The following is a 22,396-nucleotide window of genomic DNA, read 5'->3' as shown; positions in this document are numbered from 1 at the left end:
TGTCAATAGGTTGGATGGGTCGACATTAAGCTGGGAGCATGCGGATCTCGGTTGCTGCGGACGAACGCGTCGGAGTGGCGCGGGAATTGGTCGAAGAGCTCATCCGGCGCGGACACGAAACGCTGCCGCACGGCGCACTCGCGCAGACCGAACGAGACGACTGGGCCTGGGCCAGCGCGGCCGCGGCCGACGATGTGGCCAAGGGCCGCGCCGACCAAGCGATCGTCTGCTGCTGGACCGGCACCGGCGCCTCGATCGCCGCCAATAAAATCCCCGGCATCCGCGCCGCCCTCTGCGCCGACGCCGAGACCGCCAAGGGCGCCCGCCAATGGAACGACGCGAACGTCCTTGCCCTGAGCCTGCGTTCGACCTCCAGCGCCGAACTCCGGGAAATCCTCGACGCCTGGTTCACCGGCACCCCCAGCACCGATCCCACCGACCAGGCGAACATCACCCACCTGTCCACGATCGAACGGGCCAACCAACACTGACCTGATTCGCGTCCCGGAACCAATCTGACCTGCGGTTGTTTGGTAATGGGTAGTAGCGCGCCTTCGATGAAGTGAGGTGAGTCATCCGGTAGGTGACTCGCTATCAATCAATCGGAGTATCAGTGCATTACCGCTTCAGCGGTCTCGGTTTCCTCGTCGGTGTGAGCGCGTTCGTCGTGCTCGTCGGTGGCTGCTCGGCTCAACCGGCCTCGCCATCCCGGACATCGGCAACCTTGCCTGCGACCACCACAATCAATTCGACGAGTCCGGCCCCGTCCAGCACGACCAGCGTGCCGACCACAACCAGTGCGACGACCTCGACCACGACCAGTCCACCGGCCACCACCGCCGCGCCTGTGCCACCGCCCGTTGCGGTGCCGCGCACGACGGTGGCTTTGCGCCCGCCGCCCGCCCCGGCGCCGCAGGTCGCGCCCGCGCCGCTGGTCGCACCGCCCCCGGTGAGTGATCCGGGTTCGGCCTGCGGCCCCGACTCGTACCGCAACTCCAGCGGCAACTGCGTACACAATCCGGTGCCGGCCCCCTCCGCACCGCCCGGTGCCACCGCGAAGTGCAAGGACGGCACCTATTCGTTCAGCCAGACTCGTCGCGGCACCTGCTCGAGCCACGGCGGCGTCGCAACGTGGCTGTGAGTGGGGGTTACGCGCGGCGGAGGGCGAAGATGCGGAGGTCGCGGGTGGTGCGGTTGCGGTAGGCGGCGTAGGCGCCGGTGATCTCGACGAAGCGGGCGAAGATCGCGTCCTTGGCTTCGGGTTCGACGAGGGTCGCTCGGACGGGGATGCGCTGGCCTGCGATGGCGACGGTGGCGGCAGGATCGGCAAGCAGGTTGGCGGTCCAGGCGGGGTGGCGTTGCTGGCCGAAGTTGCTGCCGATCACGTACAGCACGTCGCCGTCGTGCACGTAGAGCAGTGGCTGGGTGCGCGGCTGGCCGGACTTGCGGCCGATGGTGGTCAGCAGGATCACCGGGGCGCCGATCGGGCCGAGCACGGTGTACTTGGCGTCGGTGCGCTCGAGCAGGGCACGGTCCAGCGGGGTCAGCTTGCGGACGCACCAGGAACCGGGCTTGGTCGCGGCGAACTTGTTTGCTAGTCGGGACAGCGCGTTGGTGCGCGAGCCCCACTGCCGGTCCGGGAATTGTTCAGCCATGCGCGGACTATATCGGCCGGTCGGGGGTGCCCGAGACCCGAGCGAACGCCGTCAGCAGGCCGCGGGCCGTCCGCCGCCGGTCGAGCGCGCGCGATCGGCGTCCACGACGCGCCCAGCGGCGATCGATTCCGCACGGCTCGTGACGACTGTCTCGCAGGCGAGCCTGATTAGCGGTTGGTTCACTAAGCTTTCGGGCATGGCCGATCATGCTCCTTCTACCGTGTATATCGCCTCGCCCGAGGGAGACACCGGGAAGTCGACGGTGGCGCTCGGCGTGCTGCAGATGCTGTGCGCGACCACCGCGCGGGTCGGCGTCTTCCGGCCGATCACCAGGTCGACCACCGAACCCGACTACATCCTCGAGCTGCTGCTCGAGCACAGCACCGCCGATATCGACTACGCGCAGGCCACCGGCGTCACCTACGAGCAGGTGCACGCCGACCCCGACGCCGCGATCAGTGAGATCGTCATGCGGTTCCACGAGGTCGCGAAGGTGTGCGACGCGGTGGTGGTGGTCGGCAGCGATTACACCGATGTCGCCAGCCCCAGCGAGCTGCGGTTCAACGCCAGGATCGCGGTGAATCTCGGTGCCGCAGTGCTGCTGGTGGTGCGCGGCGCGGATCGCACCCCGGTCGAGGTGAAGCAGCTGGCCGAGTTGTGCCAGAGCGAGCTGGCCCTGGAGCACGCGCAGCTGGTCGCGATCATCGCCAACCGCTGCGACCCGGCCCGGATCGATGACGTCGCCGCCGCGTTGCGCTCCTCGGCCGTGCCGACCTGGACGCTGCCCGAGGTGCCGCTGCTCATCTCGCCGACCATGGCCGAACTGTGTAGCGCCATCGACGGCGAGATGTACAGCGGCGACCAGGAATTGCTGCAACGCGAGGCGCTGAAGATCATGGTCGGCGGCATGACCGCCGAACACATTCTGGAGCGACTGGTGGACGGCGTCGTGGTGATCGCGCCGGGTGACCGCTCCGACGTGCTACTCAGCGTGGTGAACGCGCATGAGGCAGAAGGCTTTCCGTCGCTGTCGGGCATCATCATGAACGGCGGCATGCTGCCCCATCCCGCGGTGGCGCGGCTGATGACCGGCCTGAAACCCAAGCTGCCGATCCTCACCACCGAGCTCGGCACCTACGACACCGCCAGCGCCGCGTACCGCACCCGCGGCCGCATGTCGGCGGGCAGCCCGCGCAAGGTCGACACCGCCCTTGCGTTGATGGAGGAGCACGTCGACGCCGTGGAGTTGTTGCGGCGCATCGAAGTTCCGCGCACCAGCGTGGTGACGCCGCAGATGTTCGAGTACCAGCTCATCGAACGCGCCAGGGCCGACCGGAAACGCATCGTGCTGCCGGAGGGCGACGACGACCGCATCCTGCGCGCGGCCGGGCGGGTGCTGCAGCGCAAGATCGCCGACCTGGTGATCCTCGGCGACGAGCAGCTCGTCCGCGCGCGGGCCGCCGAGCTCGGCGTCGACATCTCCGCCGCGGAGGTGCTCGATCCCCGAACCTCCGGGTACCTCGACGATTTCGCCAAGGAGTACGCCGAGCTGCGCAAGCACAAGGGCATGACGGTCGAGCGCGCTCGCGAAACCATGGCCGACATCTCGTATTTCGGCACCATGATGGTCTACAAGGGAATCGCCGACGGGATGGTCTCCGGTGCCGCGCACACCACGGCGCACACCATCCGGCCATCGTTCGAGATCATCAAGACGGTGCCCGGGGTGTCCACGGTGTCCAGCGTGTTCCTCATGTGCCTGGCCGACCGGGTGCTCGCCTACGGTGACTGCGCGGTGGTGCCCGACCCGACCTCGGAGCAGCTGGCCGATATCGCGATCTCCTCGGCGGGCACGGCGGCCCGATTCGGTATCGAGCCGCGCATCGCGATGCTGTCGTACTCGACCGGCGAATCCGGCAGCGGCGCGGACGTGGACAAGGTGCGGGTGGCCACCAAACTGGTCCGCGACCGCACGCCGGAGCTGCCGGTGGAAGGCCCGATCCAGTACGACGCGGCGATCGAGCCGACGGTAGCCACCACGAAGCTGCCCGACTCCGAGGTGGCGGGCCGGGCGACGGTGTTCGTTTTTCCCGATCTGAATACCGGCAACAACACCTACAAGGCGGTGCAGCGCAGCGCGGGAGCGATCGCCATCGGGCCGGTGCTGCAGGGCTTGCGCAAGCCGGTCAACGACCTGTCCCGTGGTGCGCTGGTCGCCGACATCGTCAATACGGTGGCGATCACCGCGATCCAGGCCCAGGGGGACTGAGTGTCTCTCGGGACACAGGTGGTTCGCGATACGGAACAGCCGACCCGAGCGGATGGTTGCTGGGAATGTGGGACCACGAACTCGGGCGGCGTGATGAGTAGCACGCTGAACCGGGGGTCCCGCCGAACACAGGAGGCGTGATGAGCGAAGGTACCGACGACCAGGTGCTGGTGATCAATTCCGGCTCGTCGTCCATCAAATACCAACTCCTGGACCCGGAATCGGGCGCGGTGACGGCCGCCGGCATGGTCGACCGGATCGGCGAGGACAACGCCGGGATCGAGCATCACGCCGACGGCGAAACCACCGAGCGGCGCGGCGCCGTCGCCGATCACACGGCCGGGCTGCGGTTGATCTTCGACACCTTCGCCGCGACCGGCCACGATCTGACCGGCTCCGGGATCCGCGCGGTGGGGCACCGGGTGGTGCACGGCGGCGAGGTGTTCTACCGGCCGACGCTGATCGATGACGACGTGGTCGCGGCCATCGCCGAGCTGTCTTCGCTTGCCCCGCTGCACAATCCGGCGAATGTCGCGGGCATCGAGAGCGCGAGGGAACTGCTGCCCGGCGTGCCGCAGGTGGCCGTGTTCGACACGGCGTTCTTCCACGGCCTGCCCGACGCCGCCAAGACCTACGCCATCGACGCCGAAGTCGCTGCCGCGCACGGCATCCGGAAGTACGGCTTCCACGGTACCTCGCACGAGTACGTGTCCGAGCAGGTCGCCGAGCTGCTCGGCCGTGACCCGGCGCGGTTGAACCAGATCGTCTTCCACCTGGGCAACGGTGCCTCCGCCTCGGCGATCCGCGGCGGCCGCCCGACCGACACCACCATGGGGCTGACCCCGCTGGAGGGTTTGGTGATGGGCACCAGGTCCGGCGACCTCGACCCGGGCATCATCGCGCACCTGGTCCGCTCGGCCCACTTCGACATCGACCAGGTCGACAAGCTGCTGAACCGGGACTCCGGCATCAAGGGCCTGTCCGGCGTCAACGACTTCCGCGAACTGCAGCGCCTCATCGACGCCGGTGACACCGCGGCGAAACTGGCCTACGACGTCTACATCCACCGCCTGCGCCGTTACCTCGGCGCCTACCTGATCGACCTGGGCGGGGTCGACGCGATCACCTTCACCGCGGGCGTCGGCGAGAACAGCCCACAGGTCCGCGCGGACGCCTTGGCCGGTCTGTCCGGCTTCGGTATAGAGGTGGACCCGACGGCTAACACCGCGAAAGACCGCACCGCCCGGCGCATTTCACCGCCGGACGCGAAAGTCGCCGTGCTGGTCGTACCCACGAACGAGGAACTGGCCATCGCCCGCGCCGCCCACCGGGTCGCCGAAAACACCTGACACCGCCCCCGGAGAGGCGGGTGGGCGCCCGGTCGGGAGGGAAGGCCGACCGGGCCGGATCTCCCGCCCATGTCGTCGCCGATGCGGAGGGCAGTCCGCAGCGGCGTGGCCCGGGACCGGCGAGGGCATCGCTGCCCCGGTGACATGCGGTGGTGTGGCGCGGCCTCGATGTGCTGCGCGAACCTGATCCGAGACAGATCCTGCCGAACCGATCGTGAGGATTTCGTGAACTTCTCAGACCCAGGTCTTGGCGCGGATCGAGTTGGCGAGATCGACCAGCGCGTAGCGGTGGTTACGCCCGGGGGCGCTGCGCGCCAATGCGCGCAGTCCTGCCTCGGTGCCCTCCCGCAGGCACCGTTCGTTGAACGACGCGCCGAACAGCGTGGCGTCGGGCCGTTTCGGGGTGTTGCCCGCCTGCAACCAGGCCAGGGCGGCACCGAGAACGAGCACCCGCATCTGGACCGCGCGCCCCTCACCGGCGGGCAGGCTCTGCACCCGGGAGGCGGAGATGTGCAAGGTCGATTCGTCGAGTTCGGCCACCGGGGCGGCGGTGAGCAACAGCAACACCGCGGTCATCCTGGCGGTGGTGAAATGCCGTGACGCGGCCGGTACTTCGTCGAGCGCGTGCACCGCGTCCACCACGCGATCGACCGCCGCGAGCTGTCTGGCCAGTCCGAAGGCGGCGCTCACCACCGCGCGATCGGTGCGCCAGACGGTGTCGTAGAACTTCTCCGCGTACGCCCGCCACTGATCCGGATCCGGCGAATCCCAGTGCTGCAGAATCAGTTCCGCGGTCGCGGCCAACGCCAATTTGGGCCCGATCTCGCCGGGCAGCACGCACAGCACCCGGTCGAAGCTGGCGAAGGCCTGCTCGTACTCCACGTCGAGCAGCTGGGCCAGCCCGCGATACCAGCTGACGCGCCAATCGTTCTCGGGTAGCCGGGACAGCAGGTGCAGCACCGAGGCCGACTCGCCGAGATCCAGCCGCACCCGCGCCTCGGCCAGCCGGAGCTCCAGATCCAAAGTCTCCGGGGCATTGTCGGGGTCGGTCTCGGCCCGTTCCTGGGCGGCCCGGATGGCCTCCAGCGACTGCGCGGGCTCGGCATGCACGGTGGAGGCCAGCAGCGGCGCAGACGGGTCGCCCGAGTCGAGCAGCGGAACCGGCAGTGCCGCAACCACATCGCGGGCTTCCAGTAGCTTGCTGCGCGCCCGGCCGTCGGCGTAGGCATCGGTCTGCCTGATCAGTTCCTCGGTGCCGAAGCTGGTCCGCGGCGGGCTGAACACCGTCGACAACTGCGGGTGCTCGGTGCCGGTCTCCATCGCGAGGATCTCCCGCAGCACGCCCGACATCTGCGCGGACATGGCTCGGGCGGACGGGAAGCGTCGCTCGGGGTCCGGATCGGTCGCGCACAGCAACAGGCGGTGGAAGAACTCGTAGCGGGCCAGCACGGGATGGTCCGCGGGATCGGGAATGCCGTCGAGATAGCGGCCCTGCTCCATCGGCATCTCGAGGGTGAGCACGGCCAGGGTGCGCCCGACGGTGTAGATGTCGGACGCGACCGTCGGGCCGGTCTTCGCGATCTCCGGCGCCTGAAAACCCCGAGTGCCGTAGAGGTTTCCGTACGACTCGATGGTGGCGACGGCGCCGAGGTCGATCAGTTTCACCTGATCCTCGGTGACCATGATGTTGTCGGGCTTGAGATCGTTGTAGGTCAGCCCGATCGAATGCAGGTACTCCAGCGCGGGCAGGATTTCCAGCAGGTAGGCGATGGCCTCGGCGACCGGCATCCGGTGCGGGCGGTCGTAGGAGTTGAGGATCTCGCGCAGTGACCGGCCGCCGACATACTCCATGACGATGTAGCCGATCGGCGCGCCGTCCTGGTCGGTGTGCTCGACGAAGTTGTGGATCTTGACGATGCTGGCGTGGGCCACCTCGGCCAGGAATTGGCGCTCGGCCACGGCCACGGCCTGGGCTTCGGCGTCGCCGGTGTGCAGCAGGCCCTTGAGCACCACCCAGCGATCGCTGACGTTGCGGTCGATCGCCAGATAGATCCAGCCGAGCCCGCCGTGCGCGATGCAGCCCTGCACCTCGTATTGCCCGGACACGATGTCGCCCTCGTGCAGCGACGGGCGGAAATCGTAAGGGGCGCCGCAGGTATCGCAGGTGCCGGTGGTCAGCGCGGGCCGGATCGCGGTGGCCCGCCCGACCGGGTTGCCGCATCGCCAGCAGAACCGTTTGCCTTCCGACACAACGGGATCGGTCAGGACGGCGGCGCGCGGGTCGGCGGGCTCGACCGTCGGGATCGGCACCAGACCACCGCCGAGCTTGCGGACCGTCGGCCGGGACCGCGCGGTACGCACGCTGCGGCCCGAGGTCCGCATCGTCGCGGCCGAATCCGGCTCGGAGTCGGTACGCCATGCGCCGATGACGGTTTCGGCGGACGCCGCCGCACTGGGTGTCGGGCGGGAACCACGGGCGAGTTCGGAGTGCACCGGCTCGTCCACGTCCCGCGCGCCTCGTGCCATCTCGGTGTGGGCGGGCTCTTCCGCGTCCGGCGAACCCGTTGTCAGTTCGGTGTGTGCGGGTTCGTCCGCCTCCGGCGATCTTCGCGATAGTTCGGTGTGCGCAGGCTCTTCCGTATCCGGCGAACCTGTTGTCAGTTCGGTGTGCGCGGACTCGTCCGCTTCCCGCGATGGTCGCGATAGTTCGGTGTGTGCGGGTTCGTCCGCCTCCGGCGATCTTCGCGACAGCTCGGTGTGTGCGGGCTCTTCCACGCTCTCACTGGAAAGCGTTGGGGCGGGGACGGATTCGTCCGAATCGGCGGTGGCGTCGTCAGCTGTGTTCATCGGCCGTCAGTCCACATAATTCGGTGCGGGCGGACCCGGCGACGGGCCGAGCACGGTCAACCATTGGGCGTAGCTGCGGTCCCAGGTGCCGTCGTTGCGGATGCGCTCCAGCGTGCCGTTGACGAAGCGCACCAGATCGTCGTCGCCCTTGGGGATTCCGATGCCGTAGGGCTCGACACTGATGGTGTCGCCGACCACGGCCGTGTACGGGTCCTGCGCGGCCAGGCCGGCCAGGATGGAGTCGTCGGTACTCACCGCGTCGACCTGCCGCTGCTGGAGCACGACGAGACAGTCGGCCCAGGTCGGCACCGAGAGCACGGTCGCGGCGGGCTGGTAGTGGCGGATGCGGTCCAGCGAGGTGGTGCCGCGCACGATGCACACCCGTTTTCCCGCGAGGTCGGCGATGCCGTTGATGCCGGAGCTCTTCATCGCCAGCACCCGCTGTTTGGACCGCAGGTACACGGTGGAGAAGGTGACCTTCTGCCGCCGTTCACAGGTGATCGTCATGGTCTTCGCGACGATGTCCACGTCGTGTTTCTGCAGCGCCTGTTCCCGGTCGGCCGAGCCGAGGGTGCGGTATTCGATCAAGTCCGGGCTGCCGAGCAGGTCGCGCGCGATCTCCCTGGCGATGTCGGCGTCGAAGCCGACGATGGCGCCGGAGGTCGGATCGCGGAAGCTGAACAGGTTGCTGCCCGCGTCCAGCCCGACTATCAGCCTGCCGCGGGCCCGGATCGCATCGATCGTCGGCCCCCGCGCCGCGGTGCCCTCGCCGGTCGGGCGCAGGCTGGCCGTCGGGTCGCCGCACTGCTGGTCCTTCGGCGTCGCGATCGGCGAATCGGTCAGCACCGGAACGGCTTTGGCGGGCAACGGCGGTTCGGTGTACTTGGCGGTGCTGGTCGGCAGCGGCGGCGGCGCGTCGCTGGTACAGCCGCCGACCAGCGCGACGGCGGTGAGTGCGACGGCGAGGATGCCGTGCCCGCGCCTCATCGGTACTCCCGCAATCGGGGCCACAGCCCGAGGCCGACGCAGCCCGCCGCGATGATGCCGAGCACCAGCGCGCCGGGGCCGAGGAAGTCGAGTACCCGAGCCGCCTGGGAGATGTTGTCGCGCAATGTATCCCGTGTCTCGTCGATGCCCTGTTCCAGTGCCTTGTCCAGCGCGTCCACCTGGGCCGCGACATCGGCGGCGCCCGGCCCGGTCGCCACCGTGGCCGCGCCGTTGTAGTCACCGCGGGCCAGCGTGTCGTTCATGCGTTGATGCGCCACCCGCCAACGACCCAGTGCCGGAATGGCATTGCGCACCTCGTCGGCGGCGGGCGCGGAGCTCGGGTAGCCGCCGAGTAGATCGGCGAGGCGGGCGATGTTGGCGTCGTAGGTCCGGTCGTAGTCCCCGGTCGCGTCCCGGTTCACCAGTTTCAGCGTCTCCGCCGAACGGGCCTGCTGCGCGAGGATGCGGCTCTCGGTGAGCCGCGAGGCGGGCACCGCGCCGTCGTCGCGCCCGTTGATCATCGAGGTGGCCGACACCGCGCCCGCGACCACGGTCCACGCCAGCAACACCAGCACCGCCGCCGAGGCGAGCAGCAGACCGGGATTGAGCACCCGGCGCCAGCGCTTCGCCAGGTCGAACTGTGCCCACACCAGCGCGGCCAGCGCGAGCAGCACCAGCACGATGGCGGTCCACGGCGGCCTGACGTGGTTGCGCTGCGCCTCGGTCACCGCCGCCGAGCGACGGTTGTGCAGCTCCTCGGCCATCGGCAGCACGGCCGTCTGCATCTGGTTGGAGGCCTCGCTCAGATACGCGGCGCCCACGGGGTAGCCACTGCGGTTGTTCGCGCGCGCGGTCTCCACGATGCCGGTGTACACCGGCAGGCTGGTGGCGATGCCGGTGCGCAGTTGGGCATCGGTGTCGTCGGGCACGCCGGGCGCGATGCCCGAGGCGCGGCCCGCCTCGGCCACCAATTCCGCGGCGGACTCGCCGACCGCCTGGCTGTAGCGGTCCCGCACCGCCTGCGGCTCCAGCCCACCGGCGATGAACGCGGTGCTGGCCGCGGCGTCCGCGATGGACAGCGAGGTGTAGAGCCGATGCGCGGAGTACGCGTCCGGCTCGGTGTCGTCGAGCAGCACGTCCAGGCTCTGCTGCCGGTCGCTCACCGTCGCTCCGGTCACCCAGCCCGCGGCCAGGCACACGCCGATGAGCACCAGTCCGATCGCGATCAGCCGTCCCGGCGAGGAACTGGCGAACAGGCGCATCCGGGCCGGGTCGAACTGCTCGCGCATGAACGCGGCGCGCAGTGCCCCCGGACTATCCCGCGCGGCGAGCTCGGCGGTGGACGACGGCCGGAGTACCGCCGTCGCCTGCTCGATCCGAGCCATGTCCACCTCCCCAGTCTGGGCCGCATTCGCGGATTTCTCGACGGACCGATCGGATATCCGGTCGCCCCGTGTCTGTCGTTGCGGAGTTTATTGTGGTCGTAGCGGTGCCGTGGCGTGTGAAATACCCCTGCTTGGCTGCGGGACGCCGGTGCCGCGACGGCGGAACGAGGATGGTGCCAGATGCGTGGTGATGGTGACGGGTGGTCGCGCGACCCCATTGGCATGCGGCGTTGGGGCCGATTCGGGGCCGCCGGACTGCTGCTGCGCGCCCCGCTCGCCGGCGGCGGATCGGCGGTGCTGATGCAGCACCGCGCGCCGTGGAGTCATCAGGGCGGCACCTGGGCGTTGCCCGGCGGTGCCAGGGACAGCCACGAGACCCCGGTGCACGCGGCGGTGCGCGAGGCGTGGGAGGAGGCGGGCATCGACCCGGCGGAGGTCCGGGTGCGCGGCGAGCGGGTGACCGCGTCCGCGCCGAGCGGCTGGACCTACACCACGGTGATCGCCGACGCCGCCTCGACGCTGCCCACCAGCCGGAACAAGGAGAGCTCCGAGCTGGCCTGGATTCCGGAGGCCGAGGTCGACGCCCGGCTGTTGCATCCCGGCTTCGCCGTTTCCTGGCCGGTGTTGCGCGCCGCGCCCGCCCGGGTCTGCCTCGACGAACTCACGCAAGACGACCAGGCCGTCGCCGCCGCGCTGCCGCGCACGGTCGATCTGGCCGATCGAGGTTTCTTCTGGCTGCACTCCGACCCCCACGGTCCCGGCGGTTACGCGAGGATCGTCGATCCGGTGGCCACCGCGGCGCCACCCGCCGACCCGGTACCGAACGGCACCCCCGTTGCCGAGGCCGTGCTCTCGCTCACCCTCGGTCAAGTCCTCTCCTGAGACCAGTACCCGCGCGGCCCGTTGCCGAATCAGGAGGCGTTGGCCAGCAGCGCCGTCTTGAGTTGCCTGGCAGCGGCTTCCGGGTCGCGCGCCTCGGTGATCGCGCGCACCACCACGATGCGATCCGCGCCCGCCGCGAGCACGTCGGGCAGGTTGTCCGCGTCGATCCCGCCGATCGCGAACCACGGCCGGGTCGGGTGCGCGTCAGCGGTGGAGCGCACCAACTCGATGCCGGCGGCCTGCCGCCCCGGCTTGGTCGGGGTCGCGTAGACCGGCCCGGTGCAGAAGTAGTCGATGTGTTCGTCGATCGCGGCGAGCCCGGCCTGCGCGCGGTTGTGCGTCGAGCGCCCGATCACCACGTCCTGGCCGAGGATGCGGCGCGCGTACCAGGGCGGCAGGTCGCCCTGGCCGAGGTGCAGCACGTCGGCGCCCGCGGCCAGCGCGATATCGGCGCGGTCGTTCACCGCGACCAGCGCGCCGTGCCTGCGCGCGGCGGCCTTCAACTCGGCGAGGGCGCCGAGCTCGGCGCGCGCCTCCAGCGGGCCGAACTTCGCCTCGCCGGGCGAGCCCTTGTCCCTGAGCTGGATGATGTCGACCCCGCCCGCGAAGGCCGCTTCGGCGAACTTGGCCAGATCGCCCTTGTCCCGTCTGGCGTCGGTACAGAGATAGAGGCGAGCGGTTGCCAAGCGCTCCCGGGGCGATGCGGGTCGAGCAGGGTGGGAGGGTTGCACGCCCTCGACCGTAGCCGCGCTACCGTGGGGATGCGAACGGCGGCACGAGCGCCGGGCCGACGAGGCGGTCGCGGAGGTCCCTGCGCAGGGACCCGCGTCCGCCACACATCGACCACAGCGGCAGGCCCGTAGCCGGGTCGACCAGGACGGGACCCGAGCACGCCGCCCCTCGGAGACCAAAGGCAGGTGGAAACGGATGCGGACGCTGGCCGTCGTAGGTGGCGGCGTCATCGGGCTCGGGGTGGCCTGGCGGGCCGCCGAGGCGGGCTGGTCGGTCACCCTGTTCGACCCCGCCGTCGGATCCGGCGCGTCGTGGGTGGCGGGCGGCATGCTCGCCCCGCTGTCCGAGGGCTGGCCGGGGGAGGACCGGGTGCTCGCGTTCGGCGCCGCCTCGCTGGCCCGCTGGCCGGAGTTCGCGGCCCGCGTCGAAGCCGCCACCGGCGTCTCGGTGCTCGTGGCCGACGCGACACTGACCGTTGCGCTGGACGCGGCCGACGCGGCGGACCTGCGCACGGTCGCCGAGTGGGTCGGTGGCCGCGGGCACGAACTGCAGGTGCTGGACCGAGCGGGTGTGCGCGCGCTGGAACCGAACCTCGCCCGCACGGTGCGGGCCGGGCTGCACGCGCCGGCCGAACCCGCGATCGATAACCGGCGTCTGCTCGCCGCCCTCCGCGAGGCCGCGGCGGCCGCGGGCGTGCAGGTCCGCGCCGAATCCGTCACGGCGCTCGACGAACTCAGCCACGATCAAATCGTGCTCGCCGCGGGCGCCACCTCCGCGCGGCTGTGGCCCGAGCTGCCGGTCCGCCCGATCAAGGGCGAGATCCTGCGGCTGCGGCACCGCCCCGGCGTCGCCCCCGCGCCGCGTCGCGTCGTGCGCGCCAGGGTGCACGGTCGGTCGGTGTACCTGGTGCCCCGTGCCGACGGAATCGTGGTCGGCGCAACACAGTACGAGGCAGGTTTCGACACCGCGGTGACCGTCGCCGGTGTGCGTGACCTGATCGCCGACGCCGAGGCCGTATTCCCTGGCATCGGCGAATACGAGCTGGCCGAGGCGAGCGCGGGCTCGCGCCCTGGCACGCCGGACAACCTGCCCTTGCTCGGTAGACTGAGCGACCGGGTGATCGCGGCGACCGGCCACGGCCGCAACGGCATGCTGACCATGCCGCTCACCGTGGACGCGGTCCTCGCCCAGCTCACCGATACCCCGTTGCCCGAGGCGGAACCCGCCGACCCGCAACGTTTCTCGACGGCTCACCAGCCGTCTCCTTTGTCATCCGCAGGAGGAGTTCGATGACTTCGACATCCGTACCCATCGGCGTCACCGTGAACGGCACAGATCACGAGTTCGCCGAAACCCTCACCGTCCGTGAGCTGCTCACCCGCCTGGAGCTGCCGTCGCAGGGCATCGCGCTCGCTGTGGATGGCGCGGTGTTCCCCAAATCCCGCTGGGACGAGCCGGTCGGTCGCGGTTGGCAGATCGAGGTACTGACGGCGGTCCAGGGTGGCTGACGTCGAGAGCGCGGACGCCCCACTGCGTATCGCGGACCGTGAGTTCGGTTCTCGCCTCATCATGGGCACCGGCGGCGCGGACAACCTCGCCGTGCTCGAGGAGGCGCTCGTCGCCTCCGGCACCGAACTGACCACCGTCGCCATGCGCCGGGTGGACGCCGCGGGCGGCACCGGCGTGCTGGATCTGTTGAAGCGCTTGAACATCGCGCCGCTGCCCAATACCGCGGGCTGTCGCACGGCGGCCGAGGCGGTGCTCACCGCGCAACTGGCCCGCGAGGCGCTCGACACCAACTGGGTCAAGCTGGAGGTGGTCGCCGACGAACGCACCCTGCTGCCCGACCCGATCGAACTGGTCACCGCCGCGGAGCAACTCGTCGACGACGGTTTCGTGGTGCTGCCCTACACCACCGACGACCCGATCCTCGCGCGCAGGCTGGAGGACGCGGGCTGCGTCGCGGTGATGCCGCTCGGCTCCCCGATCGGCACCGGTCTGGGCATCGGCAACCCGCACAACATCGAGATGATCGTCGCGGAGGCGAAGGTCCCGGTCATCTTGGACGCGGGCATCGGCACCGCAAGCGACGCCGCCCTGGCCATGGAGCTCGGCTGCTCGGCCGTGCTGCTGGCCACCGCGGTCACCAGGGCCCGTCAACCGGAGTTGATGGCCGAGGCGATGGCGGCCGCGGTGCGCGCGGGTTATCTGGCGCGCCGGGCCGGGCGCATTCCGAAGCGGTTCTGGGCGCAGGCTTCCTCGCCCGCGCTCTGACCAGGTCGTCTTCCGGATCGTGCCTGCTCAGGCGGCGGGTCAGGGTGCCGTTACCGGGGTGGTCAGGGTGCCGTCATCCTCGAGGATGATCGAACTCGACACTTTGTAGTGACGCGCGTCGCGGCATTTTCCGGAATGCTGGTAGTCATGATCGAGCTGAGAGGGCTGACCAAGCACTACGGGCAGACCGTCGCGGTTCAGGATCTTTCCTTCACCGTTCGACCCGGACAGGTGACGGGGTTCCTGGGCCCGAACGGAGCCGGTAAGTCGACGACGATGCGGATGATCCTGGGGCTGGACAAGCCGACCGCGGGTACCGCACACATCTTGGGCAAGCCATACCGCGAACTGGACCATCCGCTACGCACCGTCGGCGCGCTGCTCGACGCCAAGTGGGTGCATCCGAATCGCTCGGCGCGCGCACACCTGGAGTGGATGGCCGCGTCCAACGACATCGCCAAGTCCAGGGTGGAGGAGGTGCTGCGGCTGGTCGGCCTGTCCGAGGTGGCGGGCAAGACCGCGGGCGGCTTCTCCCTCGGCATGTCCCAGCGGCTCGGCCTGGCCGGTGCGCTGCTCGGCGACCCGCAGGTGCTGCTGTTCGACGAGCCGGTCAACGGCCTCGACCCCGAAGGCATCCTCTGGATCCGCCGATTCATGCAGCGACTTGCCGCCGAGGGACGCACCGTCCTGGTCTCCAGCCACCTGCTCTCGGAGATGGCGCAGACCGCCGAACACCTCGTGGTGATCGGCCGTGGCCAGCTCATCTCCGACACCACCACGCAGGAGTTCATCGAGCGCGCCTCCGAGCAGTCGGTGCGGGTGCGCAGCCCGCAGCTCGACCAGTTGCGCAGCGTGCTCACCTCCAACGGCATGACGGTCCGCGAAGACGGCACCGGCCAGGACGGGCCCGCGCTCGTCGTGGCGGGCGTGCCCAGTGACGCGGTCGGCAAGCTGGCCGGCGCGAACGACATCACGCTGTTCGAGCTCGCGCCGCAACGCGCTTCGCTGGAAGAGGCGTTCATGCGGATGACCGGCGGCGCCGTGCAGTACCACGGCGAAGGCTTCGATCAGGTGATGGGAGGTGCGCTCTGATGGGCGTGCTGGCAGCAGAACGAATCAAGCTCACCTCGACCAGGTCGCCGTGGTGGTGCTCCGCCATCGTCGTGGTGCTCGCCATCGGGCTCGCCGCGCTGTTCGCGCTGGTCACCAAGTCCGCGGGTGACAACCCCGCGGAGGGAACCCCGGTGCTCGACGTGAGCACCGCGACGGCGGGTGTCGTCGGCTTCGGCGTGATGGTGCTGATGATCATGGCGGCGTTGACCGTGACCAGCGAATACCGGTTCGGCGTCATCCGCACGACCTTCCAGGCGGTGCCCAATCGGATCAAGGTGCTGCTGACCAAGACGGCCCTCGTGGGTGTCTTCAGCGCCGTGCTCACCACCATCCTCGCCTTCGTCGCCATCGGCGTGGCCAAGGCCATCGGCGGGTCCGCGCCCGCTGCGAACCTGACCTTGGACGGGCAGTGGCGGGCCGTGTACGGCATCCCGATCTACGCCTTCCTGATGATCGCGGTCGCGATCGGGGTCGGCGTGCTGGTCCGGCAGTCCGCGGCAGCGATCTCGCTGATCGTGCTGTGGTCGTTGCTGATCGAGCCGCTGCTGGGCGCCTTCGGCAGCTTCGGCCGCAATGTCACGCCGTTCCTGCCCTTCCAGAACGCGAGCCACTTCCTCAGCGTCTCCGAGTCCGGCGCCAACTGGCACTGGGGCCCGTGGGGCAGCCTGCTCTACTTCATCGGCTTCACCGCGATCGTCTACGGCGCGGCGCTGGTCATGATCAACCAGCGCGACGCCTGACGGCACAAGCCACCCGAGTCGCTTTCCCTCGCCGCTCGGGTCTGGGGCGCCGACCTTGTCGGGAGGTCCGCGCGCCCCGTCACCGCCCCGCCACTGCCCGGCGGACGGTGTGACATCGGCCCGGTGCGATTCCTTCGCACCGGGCCGATGGCGTTGTGCGGTAAGTGCCGGATTATCGCCGGTCAAGGACCTATGTGAACATCGCAAAAACTGTGAAACACGTCGCTTCAACCATGCCGAAACCGCGGGTAGAGTTCGAACCAGCAACCAGCTCGTTATCCATCGGCGGCCCCAATGTCGTGCCCGCTCAGTCCGTCGGGAGGTAGCAGGTGGCCATGATCAGCGATCCGCCGACGACAGGTCGGCTGAGATACCCTCTGGGCGTGAGCGAAACACCTTCCGGCGGTGCTGCGCCCGGGTCGGAGCCGGAGGACGAGAACGACCGTCCGCCCGAGGTCGTCATCCCGCTGGTGCCCGCCGATGGGGACGGTCCTCTCCGTCGCCCAGGGGCTGGGCTGCGTAAAGGTCAGCTTTCGGCGCTGATGAACGTGGCGAACAATCGGTCGGACTTCATCGGTGTGCTCCGCAAGGCGCGTGAGCAGCTGCCAGGTGACCCCTCGTTCGGCGATCCGCTGTCGGTGACCGGCCCCGGTGGTGCCCGCGCCGTCGCGCGCGCCGCGGACAAACTGGTCGGTGACACTCCCAGTGCCGCTCGGGAAATCGGTTTCGGCGCCTTGCAGGTCTGGCAGGCGATGCTGGAACGCGTCGGCCGCGGCAAAGGTAACGCAGAAGTAACTGTCATGTTCACCGATCTGGTGGCCTTCTCCAGCTGGTCGCTCTCCGCGGGCGACGAGGCGACCCTGGAGCTGCTGCGCCGGGTCGCCAAGGCCATCGAGCCGCCGATCGCCGAGCGCGGCGGTCAGGTGGTCAAGCGGATGGGCGACGGCGTGATGGCGGTGTTCCCCTCGGCCGAGCGGGCGGTGCGCGCCGCGATCAATGCCAAGCGCAACCTGACCGAGGTGAAAGTGCGCGACTACCGCCCCCAGATGCGGATCGGACTGCACACCGGCTCACCACGGGAGATCGGCGGCGACTGGCTCGGCGTGGACGTCACCATCGCCGCCAGGGTGATGGAGGCGGGCGGCAACGGCAACACCATGCTGTCCGAGGCGACGCTGCAGGCGCTGCAGCCGGAGACCCTGGCCGAACTCGGTCACACGGTGAAGCCGTACCGGCGCAGCTTCTTTGCCGCGCCGCTGAGCGGGGTCCCCGAGGACCTGCGCATCTTCAAGCTGTCCGAGAACTGAGTCAGCCGCCGACCCACCAGGCGATGCCGCCCGCGATCGCCAGCACGGCGAGCACCGCCAGCGCGATCGCCAGCTTGCGCGCGGTTTTCCAGGTGGAGTAGACGCCGCCGAGCAGAAATCCGGCGAGCGCGAACAGGATCAACACAGTGACGTCGGAGGACACTGTGTCGATTGTGCAGCACCTACGGCTCGCGCAAAACTCGCCCGCGGTGGTCCGGTCGAGCCTTGTTCGATCGGCAGCAGGCTGCTGTGATCTGAACCACTGATCATTAACAAGCACGCGCGCTTGCTTTTTTCTGGCGCGGGTGTGATGCTGGTCTCCGGAACGCGGACTTCATGGGCGCGGCACGCGGTTGTGCCCTTTCCGCCGTTACAGGAGGCATTCCCGCTGATGAGTGTGCTGGCCGCCGACCCGGACGTGCTCCGGATCGGCAACTGTTCCGGTTTCTACGGTGACCGCCTGAGCGCCATGCGCGAGATGCTCGAAGGCGGGCAGCTCGACGTGCTCACCGGCGACTACCTCGCCGAGCTCACCATGCTGATCCTCGGTCGCGACCGGATGAAGGATCCGAGCCTCGGCTACGCCAAGACCTTCGTGAAGCAGATCGAGGACTGCCTCGGCCTCGCGCTGGAACGCAACGTGCAGATCGTCGCGAACGCGGGCGGTCTCAACCCGGCGGGCCTGGCGCAGCGCCTCCGCAAGGTGGCCGCCGACCTCGGGCTGGACGCGAAGATCGCGCACGTCGAAGGCGACGACCTGCTCGCGCGCGCAAGCGAACTCGGCCTCGGCGCACCGCTCACCGCCAACGCCTACCTCGGCGCCTGGGGCATCGTCGAGTGCCTGAACGCGGGCGCCGACATCGTGGTCACCGGCCGGGTCACCGACGCCTCGGTGATCGTCGGCCCGGCGGCGGCCCACTTCGGTTGGGGCCGCACCGATTACGACGCGCTCGCGGGCGCGGTGGTGGCCGGGCACGTCATCGAATGCAGCACCCAGGCCACCGGCGGCAACTACGCGTTCTTCACCGAGCTCGAAGATCTGGGCAGGCCGGGCTTTCCGATCGCCGAAATCCGCAGGGACGGTAGCAGCGTCATCACCAAGCACGACGGCACCGGCGGCGCGGTCACCGTCGACACCGTCGAGGCGCAGCTCATGTACGAGATCCAGGGACCGAGGTACGCCGGGCCCGACGTGACCGCGCGACTGGACTCCCTCCGCCTCGACGACGACGGCCGCGATCGGGTATTGATCAGTGGTGTCGTCGGCGAAGCGCCGCCGGAGCAGCTGAAGGTATCGCTGAATACCCTCGGCGGATTCCGCAACGAGATGGAGTTCATCCTCACCGGGCTCGACATCGAGGCGAAAGCCGCACTGGCGCAACGACAACTGGAGTCCTGGCTGGCTACCCGGCCCGCTGAACTCGAGTGGACGCTGGCGCGGCTGGATCGGCCGGACGCCGAGACCGAGGAGCAGGCCAGCGCGCTGCTGCGCTGCGTGGTGCGCGATCCGGACCCGAACAAGGTCGGGCGCGCGTTCTCCAGCGTGGCCGTCGAACTGGCGCTGGCCAGCTACCCGGGTTGCAGCTTTACCACGTTGCCCGGCAACGGTTCTCCGTACGGCGTGTACACGCCGGGGTTCGTCGCCGCCACCGAGGTGCCGCACGTCGCGGTGCTGCCGGACGGCTCGCGCGTCGACATCGCGCCCGCCTCCGACACGCTGACGTTGGCCGATGTCGCCGAGCCAGGTCTGCCGGAACCGTTGCCCGCCGGCGAGACCCGCCGCGCCCCGCTGGGCACCATCGCCCTGGCCCGCAGCGGCGACAAGGGCGGCAACGCCAATATCGGTGTCTGGGTGCGCACCGACGAGCAGTGGCGCTGGCTGGCGCACACCCTCACCGTCGACCGGGTCAAAGAGCTGCTGCCCGAAACGGCCCCGCTGACGGTCACCAGGCATATGCTGCCCAACCTGCGGGCGGTGAACTTCATCATCGAAGGCCTACTCGGTCAGGGCGTCGCCTATCAGGCTCGATTCGACCCCCAGGCCAAGGGACTCGGCGAATGGTTGCGGTCCCGTCATCTCGACATCCCAGTGGAGCTGCTGTCATGAATTTCAGTCCGTGGAATACCCCCGAGCGGCGCGAATTGCGCGCCACCGTCCGGGGTTTCGCCGAGCGGGAAGTCCTGCCGTACCTGGACCAGTGGGAGCGCGACGGGGAGATCCCGCGCGAACTACACAAGAAGGCCGGTGCGCTCGGCCTGCTCGGTATCCAATTCCCCGAGTCCGTGGGCGGTTCCGGCGGCGACGGCATCGACGCGATGATCGTCTGCGAGGAGATGCACCAGGCCGGCGCCTCCGGTGGCTTGTTCGCCTCGCTGTTCACCTGTGGCATCGCGGTGCCGCACATGATCGCCTCGGGCAATGCCGAGCAGATCGAGCGCTGGGTGCGCCCGACGCTGGCCGGGGAGAAGATCGGCTCGCTGGCCATCACCGAGCCAGGCGGCGGCTCCGACGTCGGGCATCTCACCACCACCGCCCGCCGCGACGGCGACCACTACATCGTCAACGGCGCCAAGACCTTCATCACCTCCGCCTGCCGCGCCGACTACGTGGTCACCGCGGTGCGCACGGGCGGCCCTGGCTCCGGTGGGATCTCGCTGCTGGTGGTGGAGAAGGGGACGCCGGGCTTCACGGTCAGCCGCAAGCTGGACAAGATGGGCTGGCGCGCCTCCGACACCGCCGAACTGTCCTACGTGGACGTGCGGGTGCCCGCGGCGAATCTGGTCGGCCAGGAGAACTCCGGCTTCTTCCAGATCGCGGGCGCGTTCGTCAGCGAGCGGGTCGGCCTTGCGGTGCAGGCGTACTCGAGTGCTCAGCGCTGCCTCGACCTGACCCTGGAGTGGGTGCGCAGCCGCGAGACCTTCGGCCGCCCGCTGATCAGCAGGCAGGCCGTGCAGAACACGGTCACCGAGATGGCCCGCCGCATCGACGTGGCCCGCGTGTACACCCGAGATGTGGCGCAGCGCAGCGCGAACGGCGAGACCGACCTGATCGCCGAGGTGTGCTTCGCCAAGAACACCGCCGTCGAAGCGGGCGAGTGGGTGGCCAACCAGGCCGTGCAGCTGTTCGGCGGCCTGGGCTACATGCGCGAATCCGAGGTGGAACGTCAATACCGGGACATGCGCATCCTCGGCATCGGCGGTGGCACCACCGAGATCCTCACCGGCCTCGCCGCCAAACGATTGGGGTACCAGGCATGACGACACTGCGCAGCACGCTGGACACCGCGTCGCCGGAGTATGCCGCGGCGGCGGAGGCCATGGCGGCCAAGCTGACTGAGGTCGAGGGCGAGTTCGCCAAGGCGATCGCCGGCGGCGGCCCGGACAAGCTGGCCAGGCACCGCAAGCGCGGCAAGCTGACCGCGCGCGAACGCGTCGAACTGCTCATCGACGAGGACTCGCCGTTTCTGGAGCTGTGCCCGCTGGCGGGCTGGGGCAGCGAATTCCACGTCGGCGCGAGCACTATCGCGGGGATCGGCATCGTCGAGGGCGTCGAGTGCATGATCGTCGCGCCCGATCCGACCGTGCGCGGCGGCACCTCGAACCCGTGGACGCTGCGAAAGACGCTGCGCATCAACGACATCGTGCGGGAGAACCGGCTGCCGGTGATCTCCCTGGTCGAGTCGGGCGGCGCGGATCTGCCGACGCAGAAGGAAGTCTTCGTCCCCGGCGGCCGGATGTTCCGCGACCTCACCCAGGCTTCGGCCGCGGGTATCCCGACCATCGCTCTGGTCTTCGGCAACTCGACCGCGGGCGGCGCCTACATCCCGGGCATGTCCGATCACGTGGTGATGATCAAGGAGCGCTCCAAGGTGTTCCTCGGCGGCCCGCCGCTGGTCAAGATGGCCACCGGCGAGGAGTCCGACGACGAATCGCTCGGCGGCGCCGACATGCACGCCCGAGTTTCGGGCCTGGCCGACTACTACGCGGTCGACGAGCAGGACGCGATCCGCATCGGCCGCTCCATCGTCCGGCGGCTCAACTGGCGCAAGCAGGGCCCCGCGCCGCGGGCCGAGGTGATCGAGCCGCGCTACGACCCCGAGGACCTGCTCGGCATCGTCCCCACCGACCTGAAGATCCCGTTCGACCCGCGCGAGGTGATCGCGCGCATCGTCGACGGCTCCGACTTCGACGAGTTCAAGCCGCTCTACGGCGGCAGCCTGGTCACCGGTTGGGCTGAGCTGCACGGGTATCCGATCGGCATCCTGGCCAACGCGCGCGGCGTGCTCTTCTCCGAGGAGTCGCAGAAGGCGACCCAGTTCATCCAGCTGGCCAACAAGACCGATACCCCCTTGCTGTTCCTGCACAACACCACCGGCTACATGGTCGGTAAGGAGTACGAGCAGCGCGGCATCATCAAGCACGGCGCGATGATGATCAACGCGGTCTCCAACTCCAAGGTGCCGCATATCTCGGTGCTGATGGGCGCCTCCTACGGTGCCGGGCACTACGGCATGTGTGGGCGCGCCTTCGACCCGCGCTTCGTCTACGCCTGGCCGAGTGCGAAATCCGCCGTCATGGGCGGTGCGCAGCTCGCGGGTGTCATCTCGATCGTCGGCCGGGCGGCCGCCGAGGCCAAGGGCATGCCGTTCAACGAGGAGGCCGACGCCGGAATGCGCGCCATGATCGAGGCGCAGATCGAGGCCGAGTCGCTGGCGATGTTCATGTCCGGACGCCTGTTCGACGACGGCGTCATCGATCCGCGTGATACCCGAACGGTGTTGGGAATGTCCTTGTCGGCCATTCACAATGCCCCGATCAAGGGCGCCGATGGCTTCGGCGTCTTCCGAATGTGAGGG

The 22,396-nt window shown here is 69.3% G+C and carries 21 protein-coding genes; 14 read left to right on the top strand and 7 right to left on the bottom strand.

The genetic code is table 11. From position 1 onward, the window contains the following. Positions 1 to 38: 38 nt before the first annotated feature. On the top strand, positions 39 to 491 hold the full coding sequence (locus ACIHA7_RS06955) for an RpiB/LacA/LacB family sugar-phosphate isomerase (protein WP_397286327.1): 453 nt from the start codon (positions 39 to 41) through the stop codon (positions 489 to 491). A 199-nt stretch (positions 492 to 690) separates the two neighbouring features. On the opposite strand, the gene ACIHA7_RS06950 is transcribed toward ACIHA7_RS06955, so the two are convergent. Continuing rightward, entirely contained in the window at positions 691 to 1,065 is a 375-nt protein-coding gene (locus ACIHA7_RS06950) for a hypothetical protein (RefSeq protein WP_397286577.1), read from the bottom strand. Here ACIHA7_RS06950 and ACIHA7_RS06945 point away from each other — a divergent pair. Further along, positions 1,022 to 1,141: a DUF3761 domain-containing protein gene (locus tag ACIHA7_RS06945; RefSeq protein WP_397286325.1), complete on the top strand. Its 120-nt coding sequence runs from the start codon at positions 1,022 to 1,024 to the stop codon at positions 1,139 to 1,141. The two genes, ACIHA7_RS06950 and ACIHA7_RS06945, sit on opposite strands and share 44 nt — an antisense overlap. A gap of 7 nt (positions 1,142 to 1,148) precedes the next feature. Here the strand turns inward: ACIHA7_RS06945 and ACIHA7_RS06940 are convergent, their stop codons facing one another. Then, entirely contained in the window at positions 1,149 to 1,655 is a 507-nt protein-coding gene (locus ACIHA7_RS06940) for a nitroreductase family deazaflavin-dependent oxidoreductase (RefSeq protein ID WP_397286323.1), read from the bottom strand. Between the two features lie 196 nt (positions 1,656 to 1,851). On the opposite strand from ACIHA7_RS06940, the gene pta reads away from it, so the two are divergent. Both pta and ACIHA7_RS06930 read left to right on the top strand, forming a co-directional pair. Continuing rightward, positions 1,852 to 3,924 carry a phosphate acetyltransferase gene (pta, locus tag ACIHA7_RS06935; RefSeq protein WP_397286321.1) on the top strand — a complete coding sequence of 691 codons (2,073 nt, stop codon included), beginning with the start codon at positions 1,852 to 1,854 and terminating at the stop codon, positions 3,922 to 3,924. A 140-nt stretch (positions 3,925 to 4,064) separates the two neighbouring features. Then, positions 4,065 to 5,273: an acetate kinase gene (locus ACIHA7_RS06930; RefSeq protein ID WP_397286319.1), complete on the top strand. Its 1,209-nt coding sequence runs from the start codon at positions 4,065 to 4,067 to the stop codon at positions 5,271 to 5,273. A gap of 234 nt (positions 5,274 to 5,507) precedes the next feature. On the opposite strand, the gene ACIHA7_RS06925 is transcribed toward ACIHA7_RS06930, so the two are convergent. The 3 genes from ACIHA7_RS06925 to ACIHA7_RS06915 all read right to left on the bottom strand — a co-directional run bounded on the left by ACIHA7_RS06925 (position 5,508) and on the right by ACIHA7_RS06915 (position 10,492). Next, positions 5,508 to 7,799: a serine/threonine-protein kinase PknG gene (locus tag ACIHA7_RS06925; protein WP_397286565.1), complete on the bottom strand. Its 2,292-nt coding sequence runs from the start codon at positions 7,797 to 7,799 to the stop codon at positions 5,508 to 5,510. A 327-nt stretch (positions 7,800 to 8,126) separates the two neighbouring features. After that, positions 8,127 to 9,107 carry a glutamate ABC transporter substrate-binding protein gene (locus ACIHA7_RS06920; protein WP_397286317.1) on the bottom strand — a complete coding sequence of 327 codons (981 nt, stop codon included), beginning with the start codon at positions 9,105 to 9,107 and terminating at the stop codon, positions 8,127 to 8,129. Then, a complete protein-coding gene (locus tag ACIHA7_RS06915; RefSeq protein WP_397286315.1) occupies positions 9,104 to 10,492 on the bottom strand; it encodes a hypothetical protein in 1,389 nt (462 codons plus the stop codon). The genes ACIHA7_RS06920 and ACIHA7_RS06915 overlap by 4 nt, the downstream gene beginning before the upstream one ends. A gap of 180 nt (positions 10,493 to 10,672) precedes the next feature. Between ACIHA7_RS06915 and ACIHA7_RS06910 the strand changes: the two genes are divergently transcribed. Then, positions 10,673 to 11,374 carry an NUDIX hydrolase gene (locus ACIHA7_RS06910; protein ID WP_397286313.1) on the top strand — a complete coding sequence of 234 codons (702 nt, stop codon included), beginning with the start codon at positions 10,673 to 10,675 and terminating at the stop codon, positions 11,372 to 11,374. A 29-nt stretch (positions 11,375 to 11,403) separates the two neighbouring features. Here the strand turns inward: ACIHA7_RS06910 and thiE are convergent, their stop codons facing one another. Then, positions 11,404 to 12,105 carry a thiamine phosphate synthase gene (thiE, locus tag ACIHA7_RS06905; protein ID WP_397286311.1) on the bottom strand — a complete coding sequence of 234 codons (702 nt, stop codon included), beginning with the start codon at positions 12,103 to 12,105 and terminating at the stop codon, positions 11,404 to 11,406. A 196-nt stretch (positions 12,106 to 12,301) separates the two neighbouring features. On the opposite strand from thiE, the gene thiO reads away from it, so the two are divergent. The 6 genes from thiO to ACIHA7_RS06875 all read left to right on the top strand — a co-directional run bounded on the left by thiO (position 12,302) and on the right by ACIHA7_RS06875 (position 17,540). Continuing rightward, positions 12,302 to 13,399 (top strand): glycine oxidase ThiO, encoded by a 1,098-nt coding sequence (gene thiO / locus ACIHA7_RS06900; protein ID WP_397286309.1) that lies wholly within the window; start codon positions 12,302 to 12,304, stop codon positions 13,397 to 13,399. Then, entirely contained in the window at positions 13,396 to 13,614 is a 219-nt protein-coding gene (gene thiS / locus ACIHA7_RS06895; RefSeq protein WP_107659753.1) for a sulfur carrier protein ThiS, read from the top strand. The genes thiO and thiS overlap by 4 nt, the downstream gene beginning before the upstream one ends. Continuing rightward, a complete protein-coding gene (locus ACIHA7_RS06890) occupies positions 13,607 to 14,380 on the top strand; it encodes a thiazole synthase (RefSeq protein ID WP_397286306.1) in 774 nt (257 codons plus the stop codon). Before thiS ends, ACIHA7_RS06890 begins: the two co-directional genes overlap by 8 nt. 147 nt (positions 14,381 to 14,527) lie before the next feature. Beyond that, positions 14,528 to 15,472: an ABC transporter ATP-binding protein gene (locus tag ACIHA7_RS06885; RefSeq protein ID WP_397286303.1), complete on the top strand. Its 945-nt coding sequence runs from the start codon at positions 14,528 to 14,530 to the stop codon at positions 15,470 to 15,472. Continuing rightward, entirely contained in the window at positions 15,472 to 16,233 is a 762-nt protein-coding gene (locus ACIHA7_RS06880) for an ABC transporter permease (protein WP_397286301.1), read from the top strand. The genes ACIHA7_RS06885 and ACIHA7_RS06880 overlap by 1 nt, the downstream gene beginning before the upstream one ends. A gap of 383 nt (positions 16,234 to 16,616) precedes the next feature. Further along, a complete protein-coding gene (locus ACIHA7_RS06875; RefSeq protein ID WP_397286299.1) occupies positions 16,617 to 17,540 on the top strand; it encodes an adenylate/guanylate cyclase domain-containing protein in 924 nt (307 codons plus the stop codon). Between the two features lies 1 nt (position 17,541). Here ACIHA7_RS06875 and ACIHA7_RS06870 read toward each other — a convergent pair whose 3' ends face one another. Then, complete coding sequence (locus tag ACIHA7_RS06870) at positions 17,542 to 17,703, bottom strand: hypothetical protein (protein WP_397286297.1); 162 nt, start codon at positions 17,701 to 17,703, stop codon at positions 17,542 to 17,544. 228 nt (positions 17,704 to 17,931) lie between these two features. Between ACIHA7_RS06870 and ACIHA7_RS06865 the strand changes: the two genes are divergently transcribed. The 3 genes from ACIHA7_RS06865 to ACIHA7_RS06855 are packed head-to-tail and all read left to right on the top strand — an operon-like array spanning position 17,932 to position 22,393. Beyond that, positions 17,932 to 19,647, top strand: a complete 1,716-nt coding sequence (locus tag ACIHA7_RS06865; RefSeq protein WP_397286296.1) for an acyclic terpene utilization AtuA family protein — start codon at positions 17,932 to 17,934, stop codon at positions 19,645 to 19,647. Then, the gene (locus ACIHA7_RS06860) at positions 19,644 to 20,798 is read left to right on the top strand and encodes an acyl-CoA dehydrogenase family protein (RefSeq protein ID WP_397286294.1); all 1,155 of its coding nucleotides are present in this window, start codon (positions 19,644 to 19,646) and stop codon (positions 20,796 to 20,798) included. The genes ACIHA7_RS06865 and ACIHA7_RS06860 overlap by 4 nt, the downstream gene beginning before the upstream one ends. Then, on the top strand, positions 20,795 to 22,393 hold the full coding sequence (locus ACIHA7_RS06855) for an acyl-CoA carboxylase subunit beta (RefSeq protein WP_397286292.1): 1,599 nt from the start codon (positions 20,795 to 20,797) through the stop codon (positions 22,391 to 22,393). Before ACIHA7_RS06860 ends, ACIHA7_RS06855 begins: the two co-directional genes overlap by 4 nt. Positions 22,394 to 22,396: the final 3 nt, after the last annotated feature.

The organism is Nocardia sp. NPDC052316 (assembly GCF_044547795.1).
In the GTDB taxonomy this organism is placed as follows: domain Bacteria; phylum Actinomycetota; class Actinomycetes; order Mycobacteriales; family Mycobacteriaceae; genus Nocardia.
Note: the sequence above shows the minus strand (reverse complement) of the source record. Positions and strands in the feature narration are given on the sequence as shown.